Below are 20,505 nucleotides of genomic sequence, written 5' to 3' on the forward strand. Positions count from 1 at the left end.
ACGGTATGGCTGAAAGCCTTATCTTAGAGCCCCGGCGGCAAAGAATATTTCCTCGATGTGTGAAGAAACGACCCGCTCGGTACCCTATAAAAAGAAATGCCGCTCACCTTAAGTGAACGGCATTACCCCATTTTGGGGCTTTTATTTCGCTATGATGTAGTGCTACATACATATTAATTGACGACAAAGTTAATCGGATAGTTTTGCTTCCATCCCCCTTGCTTAGCCCATTGCGCGTACTTCTGCCAAAAGTAGTCTTGATCATCAGTAAGCACTTCGACTTGCCTTAATAAGTTTCGATTGTAGTTATCAGTATAAGTAAAACCACCAAACTCGACCTTTATACTACCAATAAAGTCCTTTGAGCTTTTTAACTTATATATTCCCACAGAGGTATGGTGATTATTATCTTGAAAATACTTTACATCACTAGTTTGTAAGCTTTGAATTTCGCCCTGACTATTACTAACTGAAATTTCTGGTAGTGTTGTATGGTAGCCATAATAAAACAAATGAATTTCTTGCAGTGGTAAGTTCGGCTTAAGCTCTATTTTAAATTCATCGTTAGCGGTAAATACATCATAGGAGTGATACTTATAGGGATCAGTCATTTTGGGTAAATCCACGCCATTCTTAGTAACTGATTTTATTTCGTAGCTTTCATAGCCATAAAAGTGCTTAGCTTTTTTAAGCAACGTTTCGCTGCCCGTTTCGCTATAAAGCCATTGCAATTGCAGTGCATGTATTTCATTGTACTGACCATGCACAGGTCGACCAAAATCAGTATATTTCCCCGTCACATAATTAGTATGATAAAGCGTTGTATGACCATAGTCATATTCTTCAATTCTTAACTCTAATGCTGCTACCATTTTGTCAAATAATTTAGCTGCATACTCTGAGTTCAAATACTCTTTTGCTGCCCAAACACCAGTTAACGCAAATATGCCACCGTTCAGTACTTTAGAGCGACTCTCCATGGCATATTCTTCAAACCAAGTGTATTCATCGGTAATCGAGCTAACCCCGTCATCTGAAATATCGTAGCTAAATGCTTTTAAGGCGCATTCGATCGTAGCTAAGTACTCTTCTTTCTTGTCTGTATGTTCAAGCATTTGCGTCAGTGCAAAAATGGAAAGACCATTAGTCATTGCTGATTTAAATGGACTTTCCCATACAACTAAGCTGTCTAATGGGGCTTCCAACAACCAGTAACCTTTGTTGCCATCACAATGAATATTATCAACTAGCCAGTCAGTATGCTTTAATCCCTCTTCGATTCGAGAATCGTCTCCTCCACTGAGGTATTTACGGTACGTTGCCATTGCAAATTTAGCAATCATACCTGGTTCATAGCTGCCAGAATGACCGTGTGCATCCATCAAAATAATACCATTATTATCTCTTTCAAGGCCGGCAAAAAAGTTGCTAAGCCCAGGCTCTCCTAATGGATACACTCCTACTTTTCCTTTCGGTAGGCTTACAATATCTTTTGGTTCTTCAATAATTGGTGGCTTGGTTTCTTCTGGTTGACTTTCCGAAGAATTACAGCCTGCTAGAATCAAAATAAATACTAATGTGGATAAAAACCTATACATAAAATCCCTTAAAAATAACTAACTTTGGTTTCGCTCTATAAATGTAACTTAGATATGACCTTGGTAAAAAGCTTACTACTTGCTAGCCCTTCCTTTTCAACATAAAAACGTTCTTTCACTGCACTAAGCTCAACGGGATGTTCAAACCTGTTCGTCAATACCTCAATTAATTGCGGCCAATTTTCTGCCTTCTGGTATGGGTACAACTCATCTGGACTAAAATAAAGTGCCCTATCGTTAGCTATATAACTTTCTAGACCGAAAGGCGCTAACACAATAGGCACATTGATCGCTAAGCAGTCGTAATACAAGCTCGAAAAGTCGGTGATCACCAATTCATAATCAATCAGGCTTTCGTACAGATCTCTGGTATCTCCTACTTTAATCCGATCAAACCCTTTTAAGCCGGTAATAACTGATTGTGGCAAGGCATTGGCAGGATGCAATCTGATAGTGAGTTCTTTATTGTTAACGCTAAGCCAATCATTTATCGCTTGTGCATCAAAACCAAATTCAGCCAACAAATCACTTTCGCTGTTATAAACCCCGCGGTAAGTTGGCGCATAAAGCAATTGCCCATTAGCAATAGACTTTTTAGCGTTAATCAAATGATCTAGCTTAGGGTAACCTTCCACAATAATATCACTCGCTTTTACTCCCATCGCCGATTGCAAAATATTACCAATCTCCTCAGAGCTCGCTAAAAAATAAGTACGCTTATTAACGAATGATTTGATTTTTAAGTATAAAGATTTTGGTAAAAGTTGATTCAAGGTAGTTCGTGAACTTACGCCAAGCTTTTCTGCTGAAATGTCATCTGAAATAGCGTCTAAGCCTATTTTTTTAATTGGTGTACCATGCCATAAATTAAACACTACTGTACGAGAATTTAGCACCCTTCCCCATAAGTCGCTTTCATGAGAGGTATTACAAAATACGGCTTTTGATCTGAGATGCAACCAAAGTGACAGCCAACTTTTCTCTTTGATAACAGGTAGATTTTGCGTAGTTAATTGCTGAAAAACTTCATCACTTTTTGTCACCCAATAACTTTCAATTTCTGGGTGATTTTTCACTACGTATTCAAAGAAGTAGCGAGCATTATCGCCATATTTATTGCCAAACCATGAACCAAATAAAAAGATGTTTTTCTTAGTTGGAATAAACACAGAAATGATTGATGCTAAAAATTTGGTAATTTGATGCAACACAATAGCTCCCTTTTATAAACCAAGTTGCTTTAAGTGTTTATTAATATGTTTTAAGCACACATCAAAACCTGACTGACTTAAGTGGATATTATCTATAGTGTTGGCTTTAATATCAGACTCTGACCAAGTTGATAAATCAATAAAGTGCTCTAGTTTAGCTCTGCAATGTGCAGAATAAGACAAAATCATATTCATATTCTGCGGTCTATCACGCCAATAATTTCCTCGCCAATTTTCCAATACCGGGCTGCAGCCAATCATAATCAAATTATTAATGGCTAATAATTGTGGTAAAACCTGCTCTGTTAAAAACGCTTCAGAATAAAAATTTTTAACTGGCTTACCAAAATAAAGCTCTGCAAACTGCTCGCCATGATATTGGTAAAAATCAAATTCACTCTCTGGAAAAAGTGCTTTAATTTTATGCGATTTGGTTCTCATCATGTCGTTTAACATACTTACAGGGCGCGGTGAATAATCGACTACCCCAACATGGGCAATCACCGCATCATATTGCTTACCTGCAGCAACTCTTTGCTGATATTCATATAAAAAATCAATAACTGTAGTGCTAAACTCTGGGCAAATAACATGCTCTACATGATATTTTTTACACAACTCTCCAACATATGACGCGTAAGCACTTTTTCGGTTCCATGGGTGCACAACCTCATAACCGCGAGAGTCGGTAAAAATAAGCAGTTTAGGTTTATCTGTATTGCGCTTTTGGTAAAAAGCATCTCGACATTTATGAACAACAGCGCCTAGACGCCTAACAATCGCAATATAAAGCCGCTCAAATAAACTAACTTTGCCCATTAATTTCTCGCTTTAATAGCAGCAGTATCACTAACAAAACTGCCGCTGCTGACAACACATAGGTTGCTATAGATGAATAAATAATGCCTTGTATTCCAAAGTCTTTCACTATTAGAAATGCAATCAAGACATGTAGTAATGAAGTCAACGATGTTATCGACGAAAGGGTTTTCACTCGCTTAAAGAAATATAAGAAATTACTTAAAATTGCTACGGTCGCTTGAAAAAAGGCGACAACACACATTAATGGTAGGAATGCCAAGGCTTGATGATACTGTTCGTCAATAAACCAAGCAAATAATAGTGGAGATATTAACGCAATACCGCCAGCCACAAGTAAATAAGCAGCAATCACTTGCAGGCATAACTTAAAGCTGTGTTTATATTGTTGGTTTGCCAGCAACTCCATAAATTTAGGTGTAAATGCTTGGTTTGCCGCATTAGCAAATACAATAACAATCAAACTTACTTGTGCAGCAATTGAATATAACCCGACTTGATAAACCGAAACAAATTTAGCAATTAACAGGCGATCCATACCCGTTCTTCCCCACCAACTAAGCGCATGAGGCAAGACTCCAAAACCAAACGATAATGCAGGCTTAGAAAAACCAATATCGCTAGATGTTGAGGTAGCGGTGAGATGATTGTTTCTTTTAATTAAATACCCCGCTAAACACATCGCGATAAACGAACCTAGAAAATATCCCCAATAACGAGCTTCCTCATCAAATGATAATGACAACAAGACTACAGTGATAATAGCAATTGAAAGTGCAGCCGCTAGATTTACTAAACCTACATTAAGCGCTTTGCCTTGGCATTGGAACTCTGCCAAAAACATTAAAATTATGCTTTGGAATAAGGCTATAAATACTGCTGCCGTCAACCAAAACCAAGGTTGATTGCCTGGGTTTATCCCAGTCAAAATGTAGATAGAGATTAATGCTATTGCAACGGGGAAAGTTAAGGTGATATTTCGAAACAACTGTTTAAACAATTGTGACTTATCATCAATTTTAAAGTATTCGACTCGATAGTATGAATTCGCACCGAAAACCACGAAAATAATCGCAATTTCAACAACAACATTATAAATGGCAATATTTCCAAATTGAGCAGGTGACAAATAGGCGGTATAAAAAGGGATTAATAAAAAGGGAATACCTTTGGCCAGCATATCGGTCGCCATATAAACCAATACATTAGCTTTTTCTTTTGTTAGCTTAATCACGTTGGCCTTTATTCCTAATCAAGTCTGCATACGCCAAGCCATTAACTAACCCAAATAGTGGGGCTAACATCCCTGAAGTAAAAATATGCCCCGCAACAAAAGAAATGCCGATTAAAGTAATGTTTATAATTAACGCACAAGGTCCCCACAAGCTATTACTTTCTCTAGTTGCTAAATATGAGGTGCGTAAAAAGACCGTCACATTTAATAAAAAGAACCCAAGCCCAACTAAACCATGCCATAAGTACATATCAATAGGGTCAATTTCCATGGCATTTTTAGTCAATTGACCCAAGCCCGTTTTACTTAAACCAAAAATAACATCGGTAATTGACGCGTAGTATTCAAATACACGCATCATATTAATAATAAATTCATCCCGCCCTGATAAAATTATGCCGATTACACCTTTCTTTTCATAAAACCAAATAAAGCGGTTAAGTAACCCTGTAGACTCAAAAATTGGAATTAACACGACAGCCAAAGTTGCACCTACAATAATTAGCGGTGCAACAAGCTTTAATTTTAAAGGAGTCAGGTGGAGTAACTTTTTGCGTTCATTCATCAGAGGTATGGCAAAAACCAGTAATGCCGCGGCCATCATCGCAGCTTTAGTAGCGATCAATAATCCGGAAACCAAAGTTACTGGCGCAAAAAGCATATATAGCCACTTTTTCTGCTGCCATAATAAGTGCAGAAAAACACCATATAAAATAACAAATACACCGCTTACTTCATTTCCAGCATAAAAAAAGCCTTTTACACCAATTGCACTTTCTTCACCTTGCTCTGCGTTACCATAACTAGAAAACCCAAAACCTAGCGCACCAAGTACGATATTGGCGAGCAATACGACAAAAGCAAAATTCAACGCCAGTTTGCCATATTTATCAACGTATTCGGGATAATGCTCAGCCATAAGGCATACATAAACAAACACCAACAGTGCAGTTAATATTTTTAGTGCTGAGCTAAAGTCATCAAAAAAGCCGGTGATATTGGGACTATCAATAAAAGTAGCGATAGGACCAAGCAAAAATAGAAGAAAAGTTGTCAATGACCATGCCAAAGCTTTTTGTGAAATGCTGCCTACTTGATAAAGGATCAGCCCTAGTAATAATAACTTAAACATGGCTGAAAGTTTTGGTTCAAAACCCATGCCTGATAAGAAAAAGCCATTAACTGCGTCGACTAATAATGATAAGCCGAGCATTAAAAAGGTTATTTGAAATAAAGCAAATCGAGCTGAAGGAAAGAGTTCAGCTCGATAAACAGAAGCGAAAGGTCCGTTCATATGAAAACGAACTACCCCTGATTGGCTGCGATATGAGCCTGCCTACCAGTCCTAAATAAGATAATAATGATGCCAACAATACCACCTAAAAAACCAGCAACTACAATAATAATTGAGCGCTTAGGCTTCGATTTCAGTTCAGGTACAACAGCAGGATCAACAATCTTAAAAACGTAATCAATACGAACTTCTGCCAACATCCGCGACTTAATCTGTTCTTCCATTAAGCTAGAAAACATATTACGCAAGCCATAAACATTCGATTCTTGTGAAAGTTTTTCTAAATAGGCAATGCTTTCTGTGGCTTCTTGCTTATCTCGAAGGCGAATACTTTGATTAAGCTTATCGACTAACTTTTGAGTCCACTCAGCCGCTATAAAAGGAGAATAGAAGTCGACACTTAGCTTAACAAATTTAGATTTAGGATCTTGCTCAACGGTGATAAGTTTTAATAATGCTTCATAAGTTTCTTGAGTACTTGGTATAACTTTTCGTGGTAATTTAGGCTTTCTGACCCAAGTTTTTGTATTAACATCATATTTATCTGGATCAATAATTAACTCATTGCTCGCTTCGTCCCACCCTTCTGCAGCCATAATTGGCACAATCAAATCATTATCTTCGATAAATGAACCTAAAAATGATTGAGTCTCTACTAATTCTAAAGCAAGCTTTACATTATCTGTTTTTCCTTCAGGTAAGCTAACACCAGCCATAGCTGCTAAACCGCCAAGGTTGCCCGCTAAGCCTCCTAAGCCACCACTATCCTCTGAAGTAGGCATTAATAAAGTTTGAGCCGTATAAACATTTGGCTGATTAATTGCCCAGATCAAAGCGATTACAGCAAATGAAAACCCTGAAATGACTAACGTTAGCCAATTTTTGATAAACAGAGAGAATAATCCGTATAGAGTTAATTCTTCGGTGTTGCTACGTGCAATATTGCTTTCCATAATAATATTATTCAAACCTACGCAATTTTAATGAATGAAATAAGCTACTTTTATGAGCTATTTACAAAAGTTTTATGATATTTTCGGCGACTATATCAGATGTATAGTTATCAATCACTCTTTGAGGCCCTTTGCCTGTATAGTTTGATAGGTTTTTTGCTATCGTTTCAATACAACGGCTCACCTCAGCAACTGTTGCAGATTTACAGCATAAACCAACATCATCAGTCACTACATCAGGAATTGGCCCCCAGCCGTATGCGACTACAGGTAAATTGAATGCCATTGCTTCAATAAATACCATACCAAAAGAGTCATACGTTGATGGCAAACAAAATATATCTGCCGAGCTTAATAAAGACTTTTTATCATCACCATTGATCCAACCTAAAAATTCAACCCTGGATTCAAGCCCTAACTCATGCACGAGTTGCTTATATTCATATAATTTTGGACCATCTCCAGCCACCTTCAATTTATATCGTGGTTCAAGCTTTGCCAACGCTTGAATAACTAGCTCGACACCTTTACCTTCTACCATCCTCGCCATAGATAAAATGGTAACCTCTTCTGTCAAAGATTTAGGTGTTACGACATTATTCAAGCTCTTTGTAGCAATATTGTTATATTCATCACTATTAGGGTTCGCAGAGACCACAATATCTTTTGTAATACCCTTCTTAATTAGTAGGGATTTCCACCAAGGTGTTAATGCAATTAAGGATTTATAAGGTAGCAATATGAATTTTGTGAATAAACGATTATTGTCTAAATAACCTGCAAATGCTGGAGAGTGCACGTGCAAAATAGTTTTTGCGCCTAATATCCGAGGAAAAATGGCTAGTGTGCACTTCCTAATAAGTGAAGTTTTCTGAGCACCATGAAACCAAAACACGGCGTTTTTACGATATTTAAATGAAAGCATGGTAGTTTTGAAAAAAGCTTTAGCCCATTGCATAAGCTTACTTTTATCATCTCGATGCGACTCAACAACAATATACTCAACATTTTTACGTTTTAGGCCAATTAAATAACCTGCTAATGCCGATGAAATACCACCTTTACCACCGTCTATTTTAGTGGTCACAATAATTAATTTTTTCATTTATTCTAAAGTCTTCCTGCGAAGTGCAGCAATATTAGTAAAATTCGAGGATAACCAATATCTTAATTTCGCTAACACTAGCCCATAACGAAGATGGTTTACTAATCTAAAAAGTGGATAAACTTGTCGCTTTGCTGAAAGTGATTTGAATTCTTGATTGATGCAATTACGACGTGACATCACATTAGAGAATTTAGTTAAAAATTGTTGATGTCCTTTCAACCAGTTTTCTGAAGCAGAAATTCGCTCAACTTCATCACCACGGTGAATTATATAACTTGCACCACTGATGCGCTTTGCCGGTCCAAACTTTTGAATCAAACGAGTCCAAGTGTCGTAATCTTGACAAGCCAAGAAGGTTTCATCAAAGCCACCTATTGCCTTTAAACGCTCGGTATTAACGAAAACTTGATTAGTAGCATAGTTATAGTCTAATTGCTTACCTAAAGTTATTACCATTGCTTTATGGTCAACCAACCTAGCTTTTTTACCATAATGCCAATAAAAACCTGTGCAGACGAAAGCATAATTTTCATCGTAATATTTAATAAAGTTTGCAAGTCGATCAGACGTGAATTCATCATCATCATCCAATCCAGTAATAAATTGTCCCGAAGCGTGGGCAATCGCAATATTACGTGCAGCACATGCACCTTGTGCGTTTGGTTGATGAAAGACTTTTAATGTAATGCTAGGTATATCTAAAGTTTCTAAATATTCAAATGTCCCGTCTGTCGAGCCATCATTAACCACAATTAACTCTATATTGGTATACGTCTGCTTTAATACAGAAGCTAACGCTCTTTTTAAAAGAGCAAGGCGGTTATGCGTTGGTATATAAACAGTTACTAGCGGGTTATTTTGAGCCATTACAATCTACGTCCGAATTCTAGCCATAGATACGTTAATAAATTCCGCTGCCTCATCACTCGAGTAGGTTGACTAATCAGTCGATAAAACCACTCTAGGTTTAAGTTACGGTAAAAAGCTGGTGCCCGTTTTACATTATTAGTATAAACGTCATAAGTGCCACCAACTCCCATATAAAATGCGTTTGGCCACTTTTCTCTACACTTGGCAATAAACTTTTCTTGTCTTGGAGACCCCAAGGCGACTGTGATTACATGTGGCTGTAGCTTGACAATGTCATCAATTAATAGCGCTTCATCATCAAAGTAACCATTCTGGTATCCACAAACAGTGACTCCGTACTGCGTTTCTAACTTCGATTTTGTCTGGCTTATAACTTCTTCCTTTGCGCCAACAAGAAATACTTTGGCATTGGTGCTCCCTGCTTTTTCCATCACACTTTCCCAAAGTTCACACCCAGGAATTCGTGAAATTTTTTGTCCAGTTTTTCGTCGTAAGGTACTTACCACACCAATACCATCAGCAAACCGAATACTTGCATTCATTAAGACACTGCGCACTTGCTCGTCTTTAATTGAATAAATGATTTTTTCAGGGTTAATGGCGATTGCACTGCCGAAGTGTGGAGTACCATCATCTTCAAGAATAAAATCGACAGCTTCTTGAATTGAGCCAAATAAATTAACAGGAATACCGGCCACAACTTCTTCTTTTTTAGGCACCAAACAAAGAACTTCCGCAATAAGATCATAGCCATTAAATGCCTGATATTCGTAAGGCAAGAAATTGCTTGCCAATGCCGTTTTAACATTCTCTTCTAATTGCGTTAAGTCATTACAGACTTGGGCATATTGGTTGCGTTGAACGAAGCTAGCAAGATCCTTTTGATGGCTATCAATACGTTCAAAATTAGGCACAACAACAACTTTCACATTGCGGTTCAATAAGTCAAAAATAGTGCCAGCGCCAGCATGAGTAATTACCACATCCGCTTTTTCAAACTCATCTGCAATGTTGTTGGTATAGTCGATATAGTGGTGGTTTTTAGGCTTATAGCTACCGTCTGCCAATTGCACGGTAACCTGAAATCGCTCTTCTAAGAAACAATTATCAACAGCTTTAATCAAGCTATTGTAATGGGTATTCCCTACAGTAACAAAGACTTTCACAAACGCCCCTTATACTTAGCGTTTGGATACAATGATTCCATTTCTTTGTGCTGAATAAAAAAGACATTGGCAATGCGATACATCACTCTTCCCGCCATTGATCTTTCAGTAACTCTTGACCAAGACTCAAAGAAAATGACTTTTTTTCCTAGTAACCGACAAATAACACTAGGCACAACTGCCATGCCTGGTCCTGTCGAAATAACACCGATGACATTATAGCTAGCTAAAATTCTCAGCATTTGGAAAAGTGAAACAAACGTATACGCCAAAAGATAAAAAATATTTTTAAAAGAGGAGTACTTATCTCTTGCTTCGATGCAATAGAAGGTATCGCTAATACGTTTATTTATTTTGTCAGCATTAGTTAAAGCAATATAACGTGTATTTTCAAACGCCTCTGTTTGCGCATTTAAAAATCGCTCCATTTGAGCGGTATGGCCACCTTTACCAAAAACTAAAAGAACGACATTCTGTTTGCTTTTACTCATATGTAGTTAGCTTTCTTTTACAATTTCAATAAGTTCAGTAGTAGAAATTGATGGTGTACGCGGTAAATAAACGACTTGACATATATCATTAAATTCGTCGAACTTCCCTTTCCAGTCATCTCCCATTACAAGAATATCGGCTTTATGTTCTAAAATATATTGACGCTTTAGATCTAAAGACTCTTCAAAGAATACCTCATTTACACATTGCAAAGCTTCAATAATGTCTGCCCTACTATGCTGTGGACAAATAGGATAACGAGACTTTTTACTAAAATTTAAGGCGTCTGTTGAAACACCAACAATAAGATGTTCACCTAGTTCTGCCGCACGCTTTAAAATATTCAAATGACCGACGTGAAAAATATCAAACGTACCAAACGTAATTACTCTCGACATAGAGTTAGTAATCTCAACATAAAATTTCAAAAAGGGTGCGTATTTTAGAGAATTTTCACTGTAATTAAAACCACAGAAATAATGCGCACTATTAAACTAACTGTGTCACTGTTTCCCACATTGTTAGCGCTTTCATTTGCTCAACATCAGCTTGAACAGCTAAGGTTTGCTTTGTTTGGTCATAAGCATCAATAAAGTCAGATAAAAATCGCGTTAACTTTTCGCTTGAATATTGCTGAGTAACCAACCACTTTTCCTGTTGGTAATCAGCAAATAGCTCCTGATATTTGTGTGACCAAGACGTTGCCAAGCATGGAACTGCTTGAGAAAATGCACTAACGCAACCATGAAAACGCGAGCTAAACACCCATCTACAATGCCCTATGATGGCTTTTACGTCTAAGCTATTTTCAGGAGTAACTATCTGAACTTCATTGATTAGCGCATTGTTTATTTCATCGCAAATAAGCTGATCACTCGCACCTTCATGGTTAAGAAGAAATACCTGCTCTCCTTTTTCCTGCGCTTTTTGTACAAGCATTACAAGAAACATTACATAGCTTTCACGCCAATATTTGTCAGGGTTTTTCTGACTTAAAATTTTACTATTTGGAATAATCGCGACCTTACCCGTTAAGTGATTATATGCTTCTGGTAATTCTGGTTTGAGCAAATTAGTAAAGTCTGGCGCTTGAATAACATTTGCTAGTTTTGAGCAATTTTTGACATGTTTAAAAGATGATGTGTCCCTTGCAAAAACAATTGAGGCTGCTTCAAAAAACTCGGTTGCTGCAGTCTTTAATTTAAGTGAAGTAAAAGGGCCTAACGCCTGTGGCAAAACAATATAGCGTTTGTCTTTTTTTCGAAGTCGGTTAGCAATTGAACTAATCTGCTTTAATGGCAAATAGCTCCATTGATCACCATAAGCAAAGCCTGAGGCATCTAAGATCACGTCAACATCAGGCTCTGTAACAATGCCAAAATTATTTTTAAGGCTATTACGTATACTTTGGGGTAAATAATAACTTAGTCCATTAAAGTCAAAACGGTTTTTGACTAAACGTAACTTTTGGTAGGCGCCAATTTTCCCTCGTTTAACAAATGGTGAATTCGTATTAGGCTCCATACATATTTCGGCATCTGGCCAATACTGATCTATTTTATCTAAAATTGCGTACAGCATTAGTTCAGCGCCTTTATTGACGAATTGAACTCCTTTAATTTCAATAAGCATTATTCAATAACCTTGGTAAGTTGATCAGCTGATTTTTTCTGAGAATAAGGAATGCCACCAGTATCTTTGGCGTAACCCACAGCCAGCATCATAATCGGGCGTTGATACGCCTTAAGCTTCAGCCTTTTCGACAGTTTGCGCTCATTCGACTCTATATCAGGCCAATTTATCGGGCAAGTCGATAAGCCCATTGATTCGAACGCCAGCATTAACTGCATGGCAACTAGACCACCGTCAATATAAATAACATGGCGATCTTGCTCTTTAGGGTAACTAGACAAATCTCCCATCACCACAATTAGCGCAGGAATATTTTCGGCAAAACCTTTTGTCCCCATAGGAATTGCTGCGATTTCAGCCGCTTTTTCAGCAACCGTAGTGGTATAAAACTGAAATGGTTGGCGATTACATGCACTAGGTGCTTGCGAAGCCATTTCTATTGCTGCGGCTACTTTATCCTGCTCAACAAGCTTTTTCTCAAACCAACGTATGGAACGACGTTGCTTGAAAAATTCAAACAGCTGCTCAGAACTAATATCGGTAACCTTTCTCTGGCTACTTTGATATGGCTTACACATACTGTGCTCTTGCGTCTTACCTTCAACAAACAGCATTTCAGGCACAGATAAAAAATTCTTGTAAGCGTTTGCTATCAAATCACTATGAGTTACTACAGTAAAATACTCTGATAGCACATCATGCGCCCATTTTAACTCTTCTTTAGAAAACTGCTCTTGATGGCAACAACGCACGTATATTTCAACGGTTTCTTCAATATACGCTTCTGCAAATACAGGTTTTCTCGGCTGCATTATCAACCCTTTTTCAAGGCGATGGGTATTACGCCTTAGTAAAGTGCTAGATTCAGAAAGATTCTCTAAAGATTTTATATAGCTGAGGCGACCAGCTATTACCGAATGATGTTCTCTGTGAAACTTACCATTAAACAATAAGTAATAAGCGCTACTAAGTAGTCTGTGCTTAGCGGCTAATCGAACTAGAATGTTATCAGCACTGGTCCAAAGCCGCTTTAGCTTTAACAAATAATTAGATGGAAGAATGCGTTTTAATATCGACTTCATTAAATAATTGTTTTCATATAAAGAATTAGAGTTTCATTACTTTATGCTCAATAAAGCAAGTCCGCCATTTTAGCCAATGCCCAAGGCAACAGCCAGCTAATTTAAAATCTAAGTCTATTTAAATTATTAAAAGTGGTATATTACTGTTTTACTTGATAGAACCTGTTCAAGTTGTAAATGAAATTATCAAAAAATGCACAAAATAGTGCATTATTAATCGCCGAAAAAATAATAACCATTGGCCTTGCCTTTTTGGTGAGTGTTTTACTCGCAAGGATTGGTGGACCTACGCTTTTTGGCGATTACTCTTACATGTTATCTTTTGCAGCGATATTCGCTCCTCTTTGCGTGATGGGCTTAAATAATATAGTGACAAAATATGTGGTTAAATACCCAAACAATAGTCACTTTTACGTAAAGTCGGCACTCATTGTAAGATTTGCAGGAAGTATTCTAGCTATTATTCTTGGGTCAGCATCACTTATTTTATTCAATCAAAATTCAACGCTGGATTGGCCTATATTTTCACTAATTCTATTTCAAAGCTTCAATATATTATTAGTTTACGAATACTACTTCTTAGCAAAGCAAAATGTTTTAGGGCCGTTAAAAATAAGACTTGCTATTACTTTGTTCACGAATGCAACAAAGCTACTACTTATTATTCAAACAGCGAATATAAATTGGCTAATTACGGTCGTATGTGCAGAGTACTTAATGATTGGACTTAGCTACCACTTGCTATACCGCAACCAAGGTTCACAGCATATAGTTAAACGAAAAATAACGCATCACGGTATCAAAGTATTACTAGGCAAAGGTAAGTGGTTATTACTTTCAGGAATTGCTGCAGTAATTTATATGAAGATAGATCAGGTTATGCTAGCAAATATGGTCAATAGTGAAGAAGTAGCCTTTTATGCGGCTGCCGCAAAGCTATCAGAGTTTTGGTATGTTTTCCCAGTACTTATTGCAAATGCCTATAACCCCACATTAATAAAGTTGAGAAAGTTAGGGCTTGATAGTTTCAATCAAAAATTGCGACAATTTTTATCTTCATTAGTGTTTATTGCAATTTTATTGAGTCTAGTAACTTACCTAATTGCTAAGCCATTAATAACAATAATATATGGTGAAGCATACCTTCAAAGTGCCGATATTTTGAGTATACATATTTTTGCAACAATATTTATTTTTCAACGAGCACTACTTAGTAAGTGGTTAATTATTCATAACCTACTCAAATACAGTTTAATAACGCATGGTATTGGCGCGCTAATTAACGTATCGCTAAATTTAATGTTAATTCCTAATTTTGGCGGTGTCGGAGCCGCTTGGGCTACAGTGTTTTCATATGCAGTAGCTAGTTATTTCAGCCTATTCATATCAACCCACACAAGGCCGTTTGCCAAACTAATGACCAAAGCAATGATAATTAGCCCTTTAGTACCACTTCATATAGTTAAACGCCAAACAGCACATTATGATTAACTTCAAAAACTTAATTAAAACCACATTACAGCGCAATGGTTATGATGCCAGTTTATACCCGATAGCTAAACAGCCCTACACCGGCCCTAATGTTGCGTTCATTCATATTGCTAAATCGGGCGGTATATCAATTGACCAAGCGTTTAGAAAGGCTATTGCAGCTCCAGGTCAACGCCGCATTGATCGTGACACTACCCTAATTGCTAGCCAAGCGAGTTTTGGTAAAGCTATCGACAGTGCTGAGCGCAGCTATGAGTTTAGCGAGCATCATGCTGCTTTTTTATCAAAAATACTCGATGGCTACCTTGCTAAAAATTGGCAATATATTAGCGGCCATGTAACGGTTAACACTGAACTGCTGCAAAAATATCATTCAAAATACCAATTTGTTACGGTATTAAGAGATCCAGTTGAACGGTTTATATCAAATTACATCTTCAACAAATTAACCAATACTCATCCGTTTATGCTACCCAACAAGTTCAATACCGATGACTTAATTAATGAAGCCAATACCATTTTAACCAGCAAGCGAGGTTGGCAACTGGCAAACACCAACACTATGTTTATTTGTGGCAGGTATCCAAAGGATGTTGATGAAGCTAAAGCTATGCAACAAGAATTTAGCCATAATATTAAGCAGTTTGCACTAGTAGGCTTTTTAAATGAACTAGATAAGTTTGAGCAAAACCTTCAATTGCTCACAGGTAGAACAATCAAAGTTGGGAATAAAAATAGTGCAGATGATTTAAGTTCTGAATGGCAGCTGAAAGTAAAAATACAGCTATTGGACTACTTTAGTGATAAAAGCATTCAAAAAAAGCTCCAAACACTATGTGAAGTGGAGCAAGAAAACTATTTAGCAGCTAAGAGTATGGCGGCTGACAAATAAGTATTATTACTAATAAACTAAATTTAGTGATTTAATTTAAAGCTCTGAACTACTCTTACAAATTCTTGTTCTATTTGTGTTGATATACCCACTTCACCGCTTACTGAAAGCGTATACACGGTATTCGCCTTCTTGTCTAAAATAGCTACGTTTCTAATAATTTGTTTATTACCTTCAAAATTCGCCGTAATAGTATATTCTTGGCTATTCTCTGACTCTTTATATACACGTTCATCCAACCCAACAATTGTAAGTTGAATATCAGTTGCTTTGGTCTTTTTAAAACCATTAACAGCAGTTTGGATAAATTGCATCCATTCTTCTTTAGAGCCAGTGTAATTTGCCCCTGTTAACTTTTGACAAATTATATTAACCGCTAGCTTTCTACTGTTTATTATACTTGTTGATAGCCACTGGTTAATATCGATTGATACTTGGTCGTTAAGCACAATATGCTGGGATTTTATAAGGGGTTTAGCCTTAAGCTGAACTTGTGCATCACAAACAGAAGTAATGTAAGCTACCTCTTCTTTACCTGTACTCGCTACGCCTTCAAATGCAACCGTTTGCGCTGACATAAAAACAAATAAAAAAATAGCAACTACGGTTTTATTCATAACACTTTCCTTAACTATTAAACTGACCGTTATCTAAACGGGGTTATTGACTCAAAAAAAATATAAAAAAAAGCCCGGCTAAGCCGAGCTTTTTTAAACTAATATCTAATTAAGATTTAATTAGAAATCGTTGTTTTGTTGTGAAGTAGCAATTTCAGTACGACCCGCAGCACTTGTAGTGAATGCGTGAGCGTTAACGTCGCCTTTGTCAGCGTCAATGTTAAATGTAACACTTAACTTTGTAGGAGCTGTAATTTCGAATAAATCCATAATTACTGCTTGGCTAACTTTAACTACTGAGTCTTCAGCTAGGTCGAAACCTAAATCTAGAGGACCGTATGATTCACCTGAATCATCGATAGCTGTTACGATAACATCTACGTCAGCACCAGCTTCGTTAGAGAAGTTAACTTGTGATGAAACACCTTCGAAACCTACTGGGAAGTAAGGAACGTTAACGATAGTTGCATCTAGTTCCCACTCACCTGCATCAGCTTTATCTAAAGTTACTAATGGAGTATTAGTTGCAGAACCACTGTCCGCATCTACAGACATGCTAACAACGAAATCAGTTACAGGAATAGTTTCTGTAGAGCCTGCATCTAATGCATCAGTGTCAAATGTAATTGTAATATCACCTGCAATACCATCTGCACCTAAATCTGTAACTGTGAAAGTGAAAGATTTTTCATCAGCAGCAGGAGTAATTGCAGAAACTGTATCACCTGCAGAAGACACACCTACAATTGAAGGAGCTGTGTTAGCTGCTAAATAAGCAATATCAGCTTCAACTGTAACAGTAGCAACTACAGCACCACCAACAGCAGCTGACAATAAGTCTTGGTTATCAGAGATGCTAACAACTAAAGTGTCAATATCATTATTTGCAGCCGTACCACCACTAATGAATGAAGTAGCAGGATCACGGTTAATAACACCATTTGCTTTAGCTTTAATTGATGCAGCATACTGGTCAGCAGTAGTAACTAAAAGACCTACATTGTCACCAGTAGTGTCTTTAGGTTCGCCAGTTAAACCAGACTCAGCTGAATAAGTAACTGTAGCTTGTGCAACTTTAGTTTTGTCAATGTCAGCACCTGTGATAGATACTTCGAAAGATGAATCTTTAGTTACTGGGTCACCTGTTAACACTTCAAACGTTACAGAAGTTGTGCCATCAGCATTAGCAGTAAATACTGCATTACCCATAGTATAAGTACCAGAACCGTAAACGATACCCATGTTACCAGCACCAGCTGATACACCACCAAAAGTAGCAGTTGTTAATGCAGCAACGCCTTTACCGAATACTAAAGTAATCTTATCACCAGCTTCTAATTGTTCACGAACAATTACACGTAATGAAGTATCTGAAACTGCACCAATTTCTAAACCTTGAACAGAAGTTTTAGTTACAGCATCAGTAAGATCAGCAGCATAAGCTACATTTGTTGCACCTAAAATAGCAGAAGCTACAAGTGCTTTTTTGAAAAATTTCATTATTTTCTTTCTCCTAGTTTCATGAAACCAGCATTTAGGTAATGACCCTAAACGCCAATATTTTTCCTGTTTCGGCGGGAGTTTTAGCCGAATCACATCGAATTTAATGATAAAGACCAATTAATGTCAAGTAAATAGCTTTCTTATTTTTATATTTTGTTGAATAAACAACCAATTAATACATCAACAAGGCTAAAACTTAACTTTTAAAGATTTATCTTCTTCTATAAACTTTAAATTAATGGGGCGCATTCTAACTAAAAATTGCAATATACACCACCTTTAATCGCCTGCTAATAGTAGTACAACTAAAGATTAGTTGTAAATTAAAATTATTAACTAAATTCAATTTAGGTTTACTACATGTTTTGTATACAAATAAATAAATTTACTCAATACAAATCAACAACTAAGCTAACTTGCAGCTTAAAAAATTTCAACTTTTTTTATCGATATTTCACCAGTTCATATTAAAAACTAATATGTTCCAAGCCTTTGGTAAAGCTTTCCTGAATGCGTTGCCATTCATTAACGTTGTGCACTATTTTAGGTGTCACTAAAATCACTAACTCAGTTTTAGATGTGTTTTCAGAATCACTTCTAAATAAGTGCCCTAAAATAGGGATGCTACCAAGCACAGGGATAGCCGTTGCGTCTTTACTTTTATTTTCGCTAATTAAGCCACCTAACATAACGGTTTGACCATCACCTGCAACGACTTCAGTTTTTACTTTACGCTCAAATATCGAAGGTGAACCACCTATATCCAGACCATCAGGTGCAACATTGGAAATATTTTGTTCAATAGTCATTATGACAGTGCCTTGAGCATTTACCGTTGGCGTTACCACTAAATCAATACCTGTTTTACGATATTGGATATTGGTTGTTTCACGTTCGCCGTTCGGATCAGCCGTTGTACTACCTACGGTTGGTACATCATCACCAACACTAATAGAAGCGTCTACACCATCTCGCACTAATAACGTTGGGCGAGATAATACATTAACTAAGCCATCAGTTTGATTAAGATTTAGTGAAAACTCTCCGTTTAAGCCCACTACCGAATAACTAAAGCCAGCTTTAGAATCAAAACTGAAGTTTTCGGTTTTACTGCCGCTTGGGCCGTTAGAGATGGCATATTCTACGCCTTTAGCAAAACTACCGGATAAAGTTACTTCAGCGATGACCACTTCAAGCATAACTTGCTTCGGCATTACATCTAGCTGTTTAATGATAGGCTGCAACTCTTGATAATACTTGCCAGTAGAATAAAAGATTAATGAATTTGAACGCGAATCCACAACCAAGCGCATATTTTCGCCATCGATAATTTGTGTATCGTTATTATTATTTGCGGCACTATTCCTGTTTCGATTAGCTGTATCTGTTAACGTAGAGCTAGTATTACGATTAGTTTGGCTTTTAACATTACTAGAATTTGAGCTAATCAGTGGCGCTAAACTTTCACCTAAATCGGCTGCTCTTGCGTAACGAGGTTGATAAGTATAAAAGCTTTGCTCACTACCTTTTCTGGGTTTATCTAAAAGATGCGCCCAATACTCTACCCGGTCAATAATTTCATCAGAGGTTGCAAACACAGCGACCTTACCTAAATGCTCTATCGGGATAAAGTGAAGCGTCTTACTTTTGCCTACAACAGTTGAGGAAACAATCCCCTCTTCAGTAAGTAATTCAGTAGTTTTTTCAATAAATGTTTGTGAATCTATATAACGAAAACTAAATAAGGCCACTGATTTATCATAAATGGCGCTACTGTCTAAAAGCCGCACCAATGCTAAGCCCCTGAGCACTTGCTCCTTTTTGCCACTAATTGTAATCAAGCCCTGAGCTGTATCTACATTAATTACCGCATCAATTAATGAACTAATAGTGTTTCTTAAGCCCGTAGAAATACCATACCGTACTGGCACCAATTGTGTTACATCACCAGAAACATTCGGCACATTGGCATCCTTTCTACCAAAGCCAAATGCAATATTAGATTTATTCCCCTGTTGTTTTATTGGGTGAATAAAAAACACATCTTCATTGAACGCGACATTAATATTATTTTGATTAAGGATTTGCTGGGTCAATTGAAAAAGTCGTTTACCGCTAATTTTTTCTTTTAATTCAAGCGTAACCGGTGTTGCATTGCTCTTTACTGCAGGTTCAATTAAATAGGAAACTTTTAACAAATCTCCTAATACATAGTGCAGAAATTCATTTAATGGTAATTCATTTACCGATATTTGAAAGTCGCTGGTAGTTGAAAATCGAACTGATAAGTCATCCCCTAGTTTCAAACCAGTATTGCTACTATCAATCCGATTCAACCTAACAACTTCTGATTGCTCTTGCTCTAATTCATTGTTTTCAATAGTTTCACCGGTTTGAGCAGGTTTTCCTTCTAAAAATGAAGTATCTAACGCCACCTTTGTTGATTGAAGGTCTGCATCAGGATTTACCAACGAGGCACAGCCAGAAACTGTAAATAAAGTACTAAGAATGATCGCTAAGTGGTGCTTGTTAAATTGCTGCAT

Annotated in this window: 18 protein-coding genes; 2 read left to right on the forward strand and 16 right to left on the reverse strand. The window is 37.1% G+C overall.

Features of this window, described 5'->3' with window-relative positions:
• Positions 1–173 precede the first annotated feature (173 nt).
• The 13 genes from ACOB82_RS11020 to ACOB82_RS11080 all read right to left on the reverse strand — a co-directional run bounded on the left by ACOB82_RS11020 (position 174) and on the right by ACOB82_RS11080 (position 13,189).
• Positions 174–1,598 carry a D-glucuronyl C5-epimerase family protein gene (locus ACOB82_RS11020; RefSeq protein ID WP_448213042.1) on the reverse strand — a complete coding sequence of 475 codons (1,425 nt, stop codon included), beginning with the start codon at positions 1,596–1,598 and terminating at the stop codon, positions 174–176.
• A gap of 35 nt (positions 1,599–1,633) precedes the next feature.
• Entirely contained in the window at positions 1,634–2,809 is a 1,176-nt protein-coding gene (locus ACOB82_RS11025; protein WP_448213043.1) for a CDP-glycerol glycerophosphotransferase family protein, read from the reverse strand.
• A gap of 12 nt (positions 2,810–2,821) precedes the next feature.
• Complete coding sequence (locus ACOB82_RS11030; protein WP_448213044.1) at positions 2,822–3,628, reverse strand: hypothetical protein; 807 nt, start codon at positions 3,626–3,628, stop codon at positions 2,822–2,824.
• A complete protein-coding gene (locus ACOB82_RS11035; RefSeq protein ID WP_448213045.1) occupies positions 3,615–4,862 on the reverse strand; it encodes a lipopolysaccharide biosynthesis protein in 1,248 nt (415 codons plus the stop codon). The genes ACOB82_RS11030 and ACOB82_RS11035 overlap by 14 nt, the downstream gene beginning before the upstream one ends.
• The gene (locus ACOB82_RS11040) at positions 4,855–6,156 is read right to left on the reverse strand and encodes an O-antigen ligase family protein (RefSeq protein ID WP_448213046.1); all 1,302 of its coding nucleotides are present in this window, start codon (positions 6,154–6,156) and stop codon (positions 4,855–4,857) included. Before ACOB82_RS11040 ends, ACOB82_RS11035 begins: the two co-directional genes overlap by 8 nt.
• An 11-nt stretch (positions 6,157–6,167) precedes the next feature.
• Positions 6,168–7,124, reverse strand: coding sequence for a GNVR domain-containing protein (locus tag ACOB82_RS11045; RefSeq protein WP_448213047.1), 957 nt, complete (start codon positions 7,122–7,124; stop codon positions 6,168–6,170).
• A 46-nt stretch (positions 7,125–7,170) separates the two neighbouring features.
• Positions 7,171–8,214 (reverse strand): glycosyltransferase family 4 protein, encoded by a 1,044-nt coding sequence (locus tag ACOB82_RS11050; protein ID WP_448213048.1) that lies wholly within the window; start codon positions 8,212–8,214, stop codon positions 7,171–7,173.
• Positions 8,215–9,084: a glycosyltransferase gene (locus tag ACOB82_RS11055; RefSeq protein WP_448213049.1), complete on the reverse strand. Its 870-nt coding sequence runs from the start codon at positions 9,082–9,084 to the stop codon at positions 8,215–8,217.
• Entirely contained in the window at positions 9,084–10,253 is a 1,170-nt protein-coding gene (pssE, locus tag ACOB82_RS11060; protein ID WP_448213050.1) for a PssE/Cps14G family polysaccharide biosynthesis glycosyltransferase, read from the reverse strand. Before pssE ends, ACOB82_RS11055 begins: the two co-directional genes overlap by 1 nt.
• The gene (gene pssD, locus ACOB82_RS11065) at positions 10,250–10,744 is read right to left on the reverse strand and encodes a PssD/Cps14F family polysaccharide biosynthesis glycosyltransferase (RefSeq protein ID WP_448213051.1); all 495 of its coding nucleotides are present in this window, start codon (positions 10,742–10,744) and stop codon (positions 10,250–10,252) included. The genes pssE and pssD overlap by 4 nt, the downstream gene beginning before the upstream one ends.
• Positions 10,745–10,750: 6 nt before the next feature.
• Positions 10,751–11,143, reverse strand: coding sequence for an adenylyltransferase/cytidyltransferase family protein (locus ACOB82_RS11070; protein WP_448213052.1), 393 nt, complete (start codon positions 11,141–11,143; stop codon positions 10,751–10,753).
• Between the two features lie 91 nt (positions 11,144–11,234).
• On the reverse strand, positions 11,235–12,377 hold the full coding sequence (locus ACOB82_RS11075) for a polysaccharide pyruvyl transferase family protein (protein WP_448213053.1): 1,143 nt from the start codon (positions 12,375–12,377) through the stop codon (positions 11,235–11,237).
• Positions 12,377–13,189: a nitroreductase family protein gene (locus tag ACOB82_RS11080; RefSeq protein ID WP_448213054.1), complete on the reverse strand. Its 813-nt coding sequence runs from the start codon at positions 13,187–13,189 to the stop codon at positions 12,377–12,379. The genes ACOB82_RS11075 and ACOB82_RS11080 overlap by 1 nt, the downstream gene beginning before the upstream one ends.
• A 447-nt stretch (positions 13,190–13,636) precedes the next feature.
• On the opposite strand from ACOB82_RS11080, the gene ACOB82_RS11085 reads away from it, so the two are divergent.
• Both ACOB82_RS11085 and ACOB82_RS11090 read left to right on the forward strand, forming a co-directional pair.
• Entirely contained in the window at positions 13,637–14,950 is a 1,314-nt protein-coding gene (locus ACOB82_RS11085) for a flippase (RefSeq protein ID WP_448213055.1), read from the forward strand.
• Positions 14,943–15,842 carry a sulfotransferase family 2 domain-containing protein gene (locus tag ACOB82_RS11090; protein ID WP_448213056.1) on the forward strand — a complete coding sequence of 300 codons (900 nt, stop codon included), beginning with the start codon at positions 14,943–14,945 and terminating at the stop codon, positions 15,840–15,842. Before ACOB82_RS11085 ends, ACOB82_RS11090 begins: the two co-directional genes overlap by 8 nt.
• A gap of 23 nt (positions 15,843–15,865) precedes the next feature.
• Here the strand turns inward: ACOB82_RS11090 and ACOB82_RS11095 are convergent, their stop codons facing one another.
• The 3 genes from ACOB82_RS11095 to ACOB82_RS11105 all read right to left on the reverse strand — a co-directional run bounded on the left by ACOB82_RS11095 (position 15,866) and on the right by ACOB82_RS11105 (position 20,505).
• Positions 15,866–16,459: a hypothetical protein gene (locus ACOB82_RS11095; protein WP_448213057.1), complete on the reverse strand. Its 594-nt coding sequence runs from the start codon at positions 16,457–16,459 to the stop codon at positions 15,866–15,868.
• Positions 16,460–16,579: 120 nt separating this feature from the next.
• Positions 16,580–17,959 carry a hypothetical protein gene (locus ACOB82_RS11100; protein WP_448213058.1) on the reverse strand — a complete coding sequence of 460 codons (1,380 nt, stop codon included), beginning with the start codon at positions 17,957–17,959 and terminating at the stop codon, positions 16,580–16,582.
• Positions 17,960–18,429: 470 nt separating this feature from the next.
• Positions 18,430–20,505, reverse strand: coding sequence for a type II secretion system protein GspD (locus ACOB82_RS11105; protein WP_448213059.1), 2,076 nt, complete (start codon positions 20,503–20,505; stop codon positions 18,430–18,432).

Source organism: Colwellia sp. MEBiC06753 (genome assembly GCF_053470325.1).

Excerpts from the sequence above, each read along its gene's own strand:
- ACOB82_RS11090 (WP_448213056.1), top strand. The coding sequence starts at position 14,943 with ATGATTAACTTCAAAAACTTAATTAAAACCACATTACAGCGCAATGGT.
- ACOB82_RS11085 (WP_448213055.1), top strand. The coding sequence starts at position 13,637 with ATGAAATTATCAAAAAATGCACAAAATAGTGCATTATTAATCGCCGAA.
- ACOB82_RS11055 (WP_448213049.1), bottom strand. The coding sequence starts at position 9,084 with ATGGCTCAAAATAACCCGCTAGTAACTGTTTATATACCAACGCATAAC.
- ACOB82_RS11075 (WP_448213053.1), bottom strand. The coding sequence starts at position 12,377 with ATGCTTATTGAAATTAAAGGAGTTCAATTCGTCAATAAAGGCGCTGAA.
- ACOB82_RS11105 (WP_448213059.1), bottom strand. The coding sequence starts at position 20,505 with ATGCAGCAATTTAACAAGCACCACTTAGCGATCATTCTTAGTACTTTA.
- ACOB82_RS11095 (WP_448213057.1), bottom strand. The coding sequence starts at position 16,459 with ATGAATAAAACCGTAGTTGCTATTTTTTTATTTGTTTTTATGTCAGCG.
- ACOB82_RS11030 (WP_448213044.1), bottom strand. The coding sequence starts at position 3,628 with ATGGGCAAAGTTAGTTTATTTGAGCGGCTTTATATTGCGATTGTTAGG.
- ACOB82_RS11070 (WP_448213052.1), bottom strand. The coding sequence starts at position 11,143 with ATGTCGAGAGTAATTACGTTTGGTACGTTTGATATTTTTCACGTCGGT.
- ACOB82_RS11050 (WP_448213048.1), bottom strand. The coding sequence starts at position 8,214 with ATGAAAAAATTAATTATTGTGACCACTAAAATAGACGGTGGTAAAGGT.
- ACOB82_RS11080 (WP_448213054.1), bottom strand. The coding sequence starts at position 13,189 with ATGCAGCCGAGAAAACCTGTATTTGCAGAAGCGTATATTGAAGAAACC.
- ACOB82_RS11100 (WP_448213058.1), bottom strand. The coding sequence starts at position 17,959 with ATGAAATTTTTCAAAAAAGCACTTGTAGCTTCTGCTATTTTAGGTGCA.
- ACOB82_RS11040 (WP_448213046.1), bottom strand. The coding sequence starts at position 6,156 with ATGAACGGACCTTTCGCTTCTGTTTATCGAGCTGAACTCTTTCCTTCA.
- pssD (WP_448213051.1), bottom strand. The coding sequence starts at position 10,744 with ATGAGTAAAAGCAAACAGAATGTCGTTCTTTTAGTTTTTGGTAAAGGT.
- ACOB82_RS11020 (WP_448213042.1), bottom strand. The coding sequence starts at position 1,598 with ATGTATAGGTTTTTATCCACATTAGTATTTATTTTGATTCTAGCAGGC.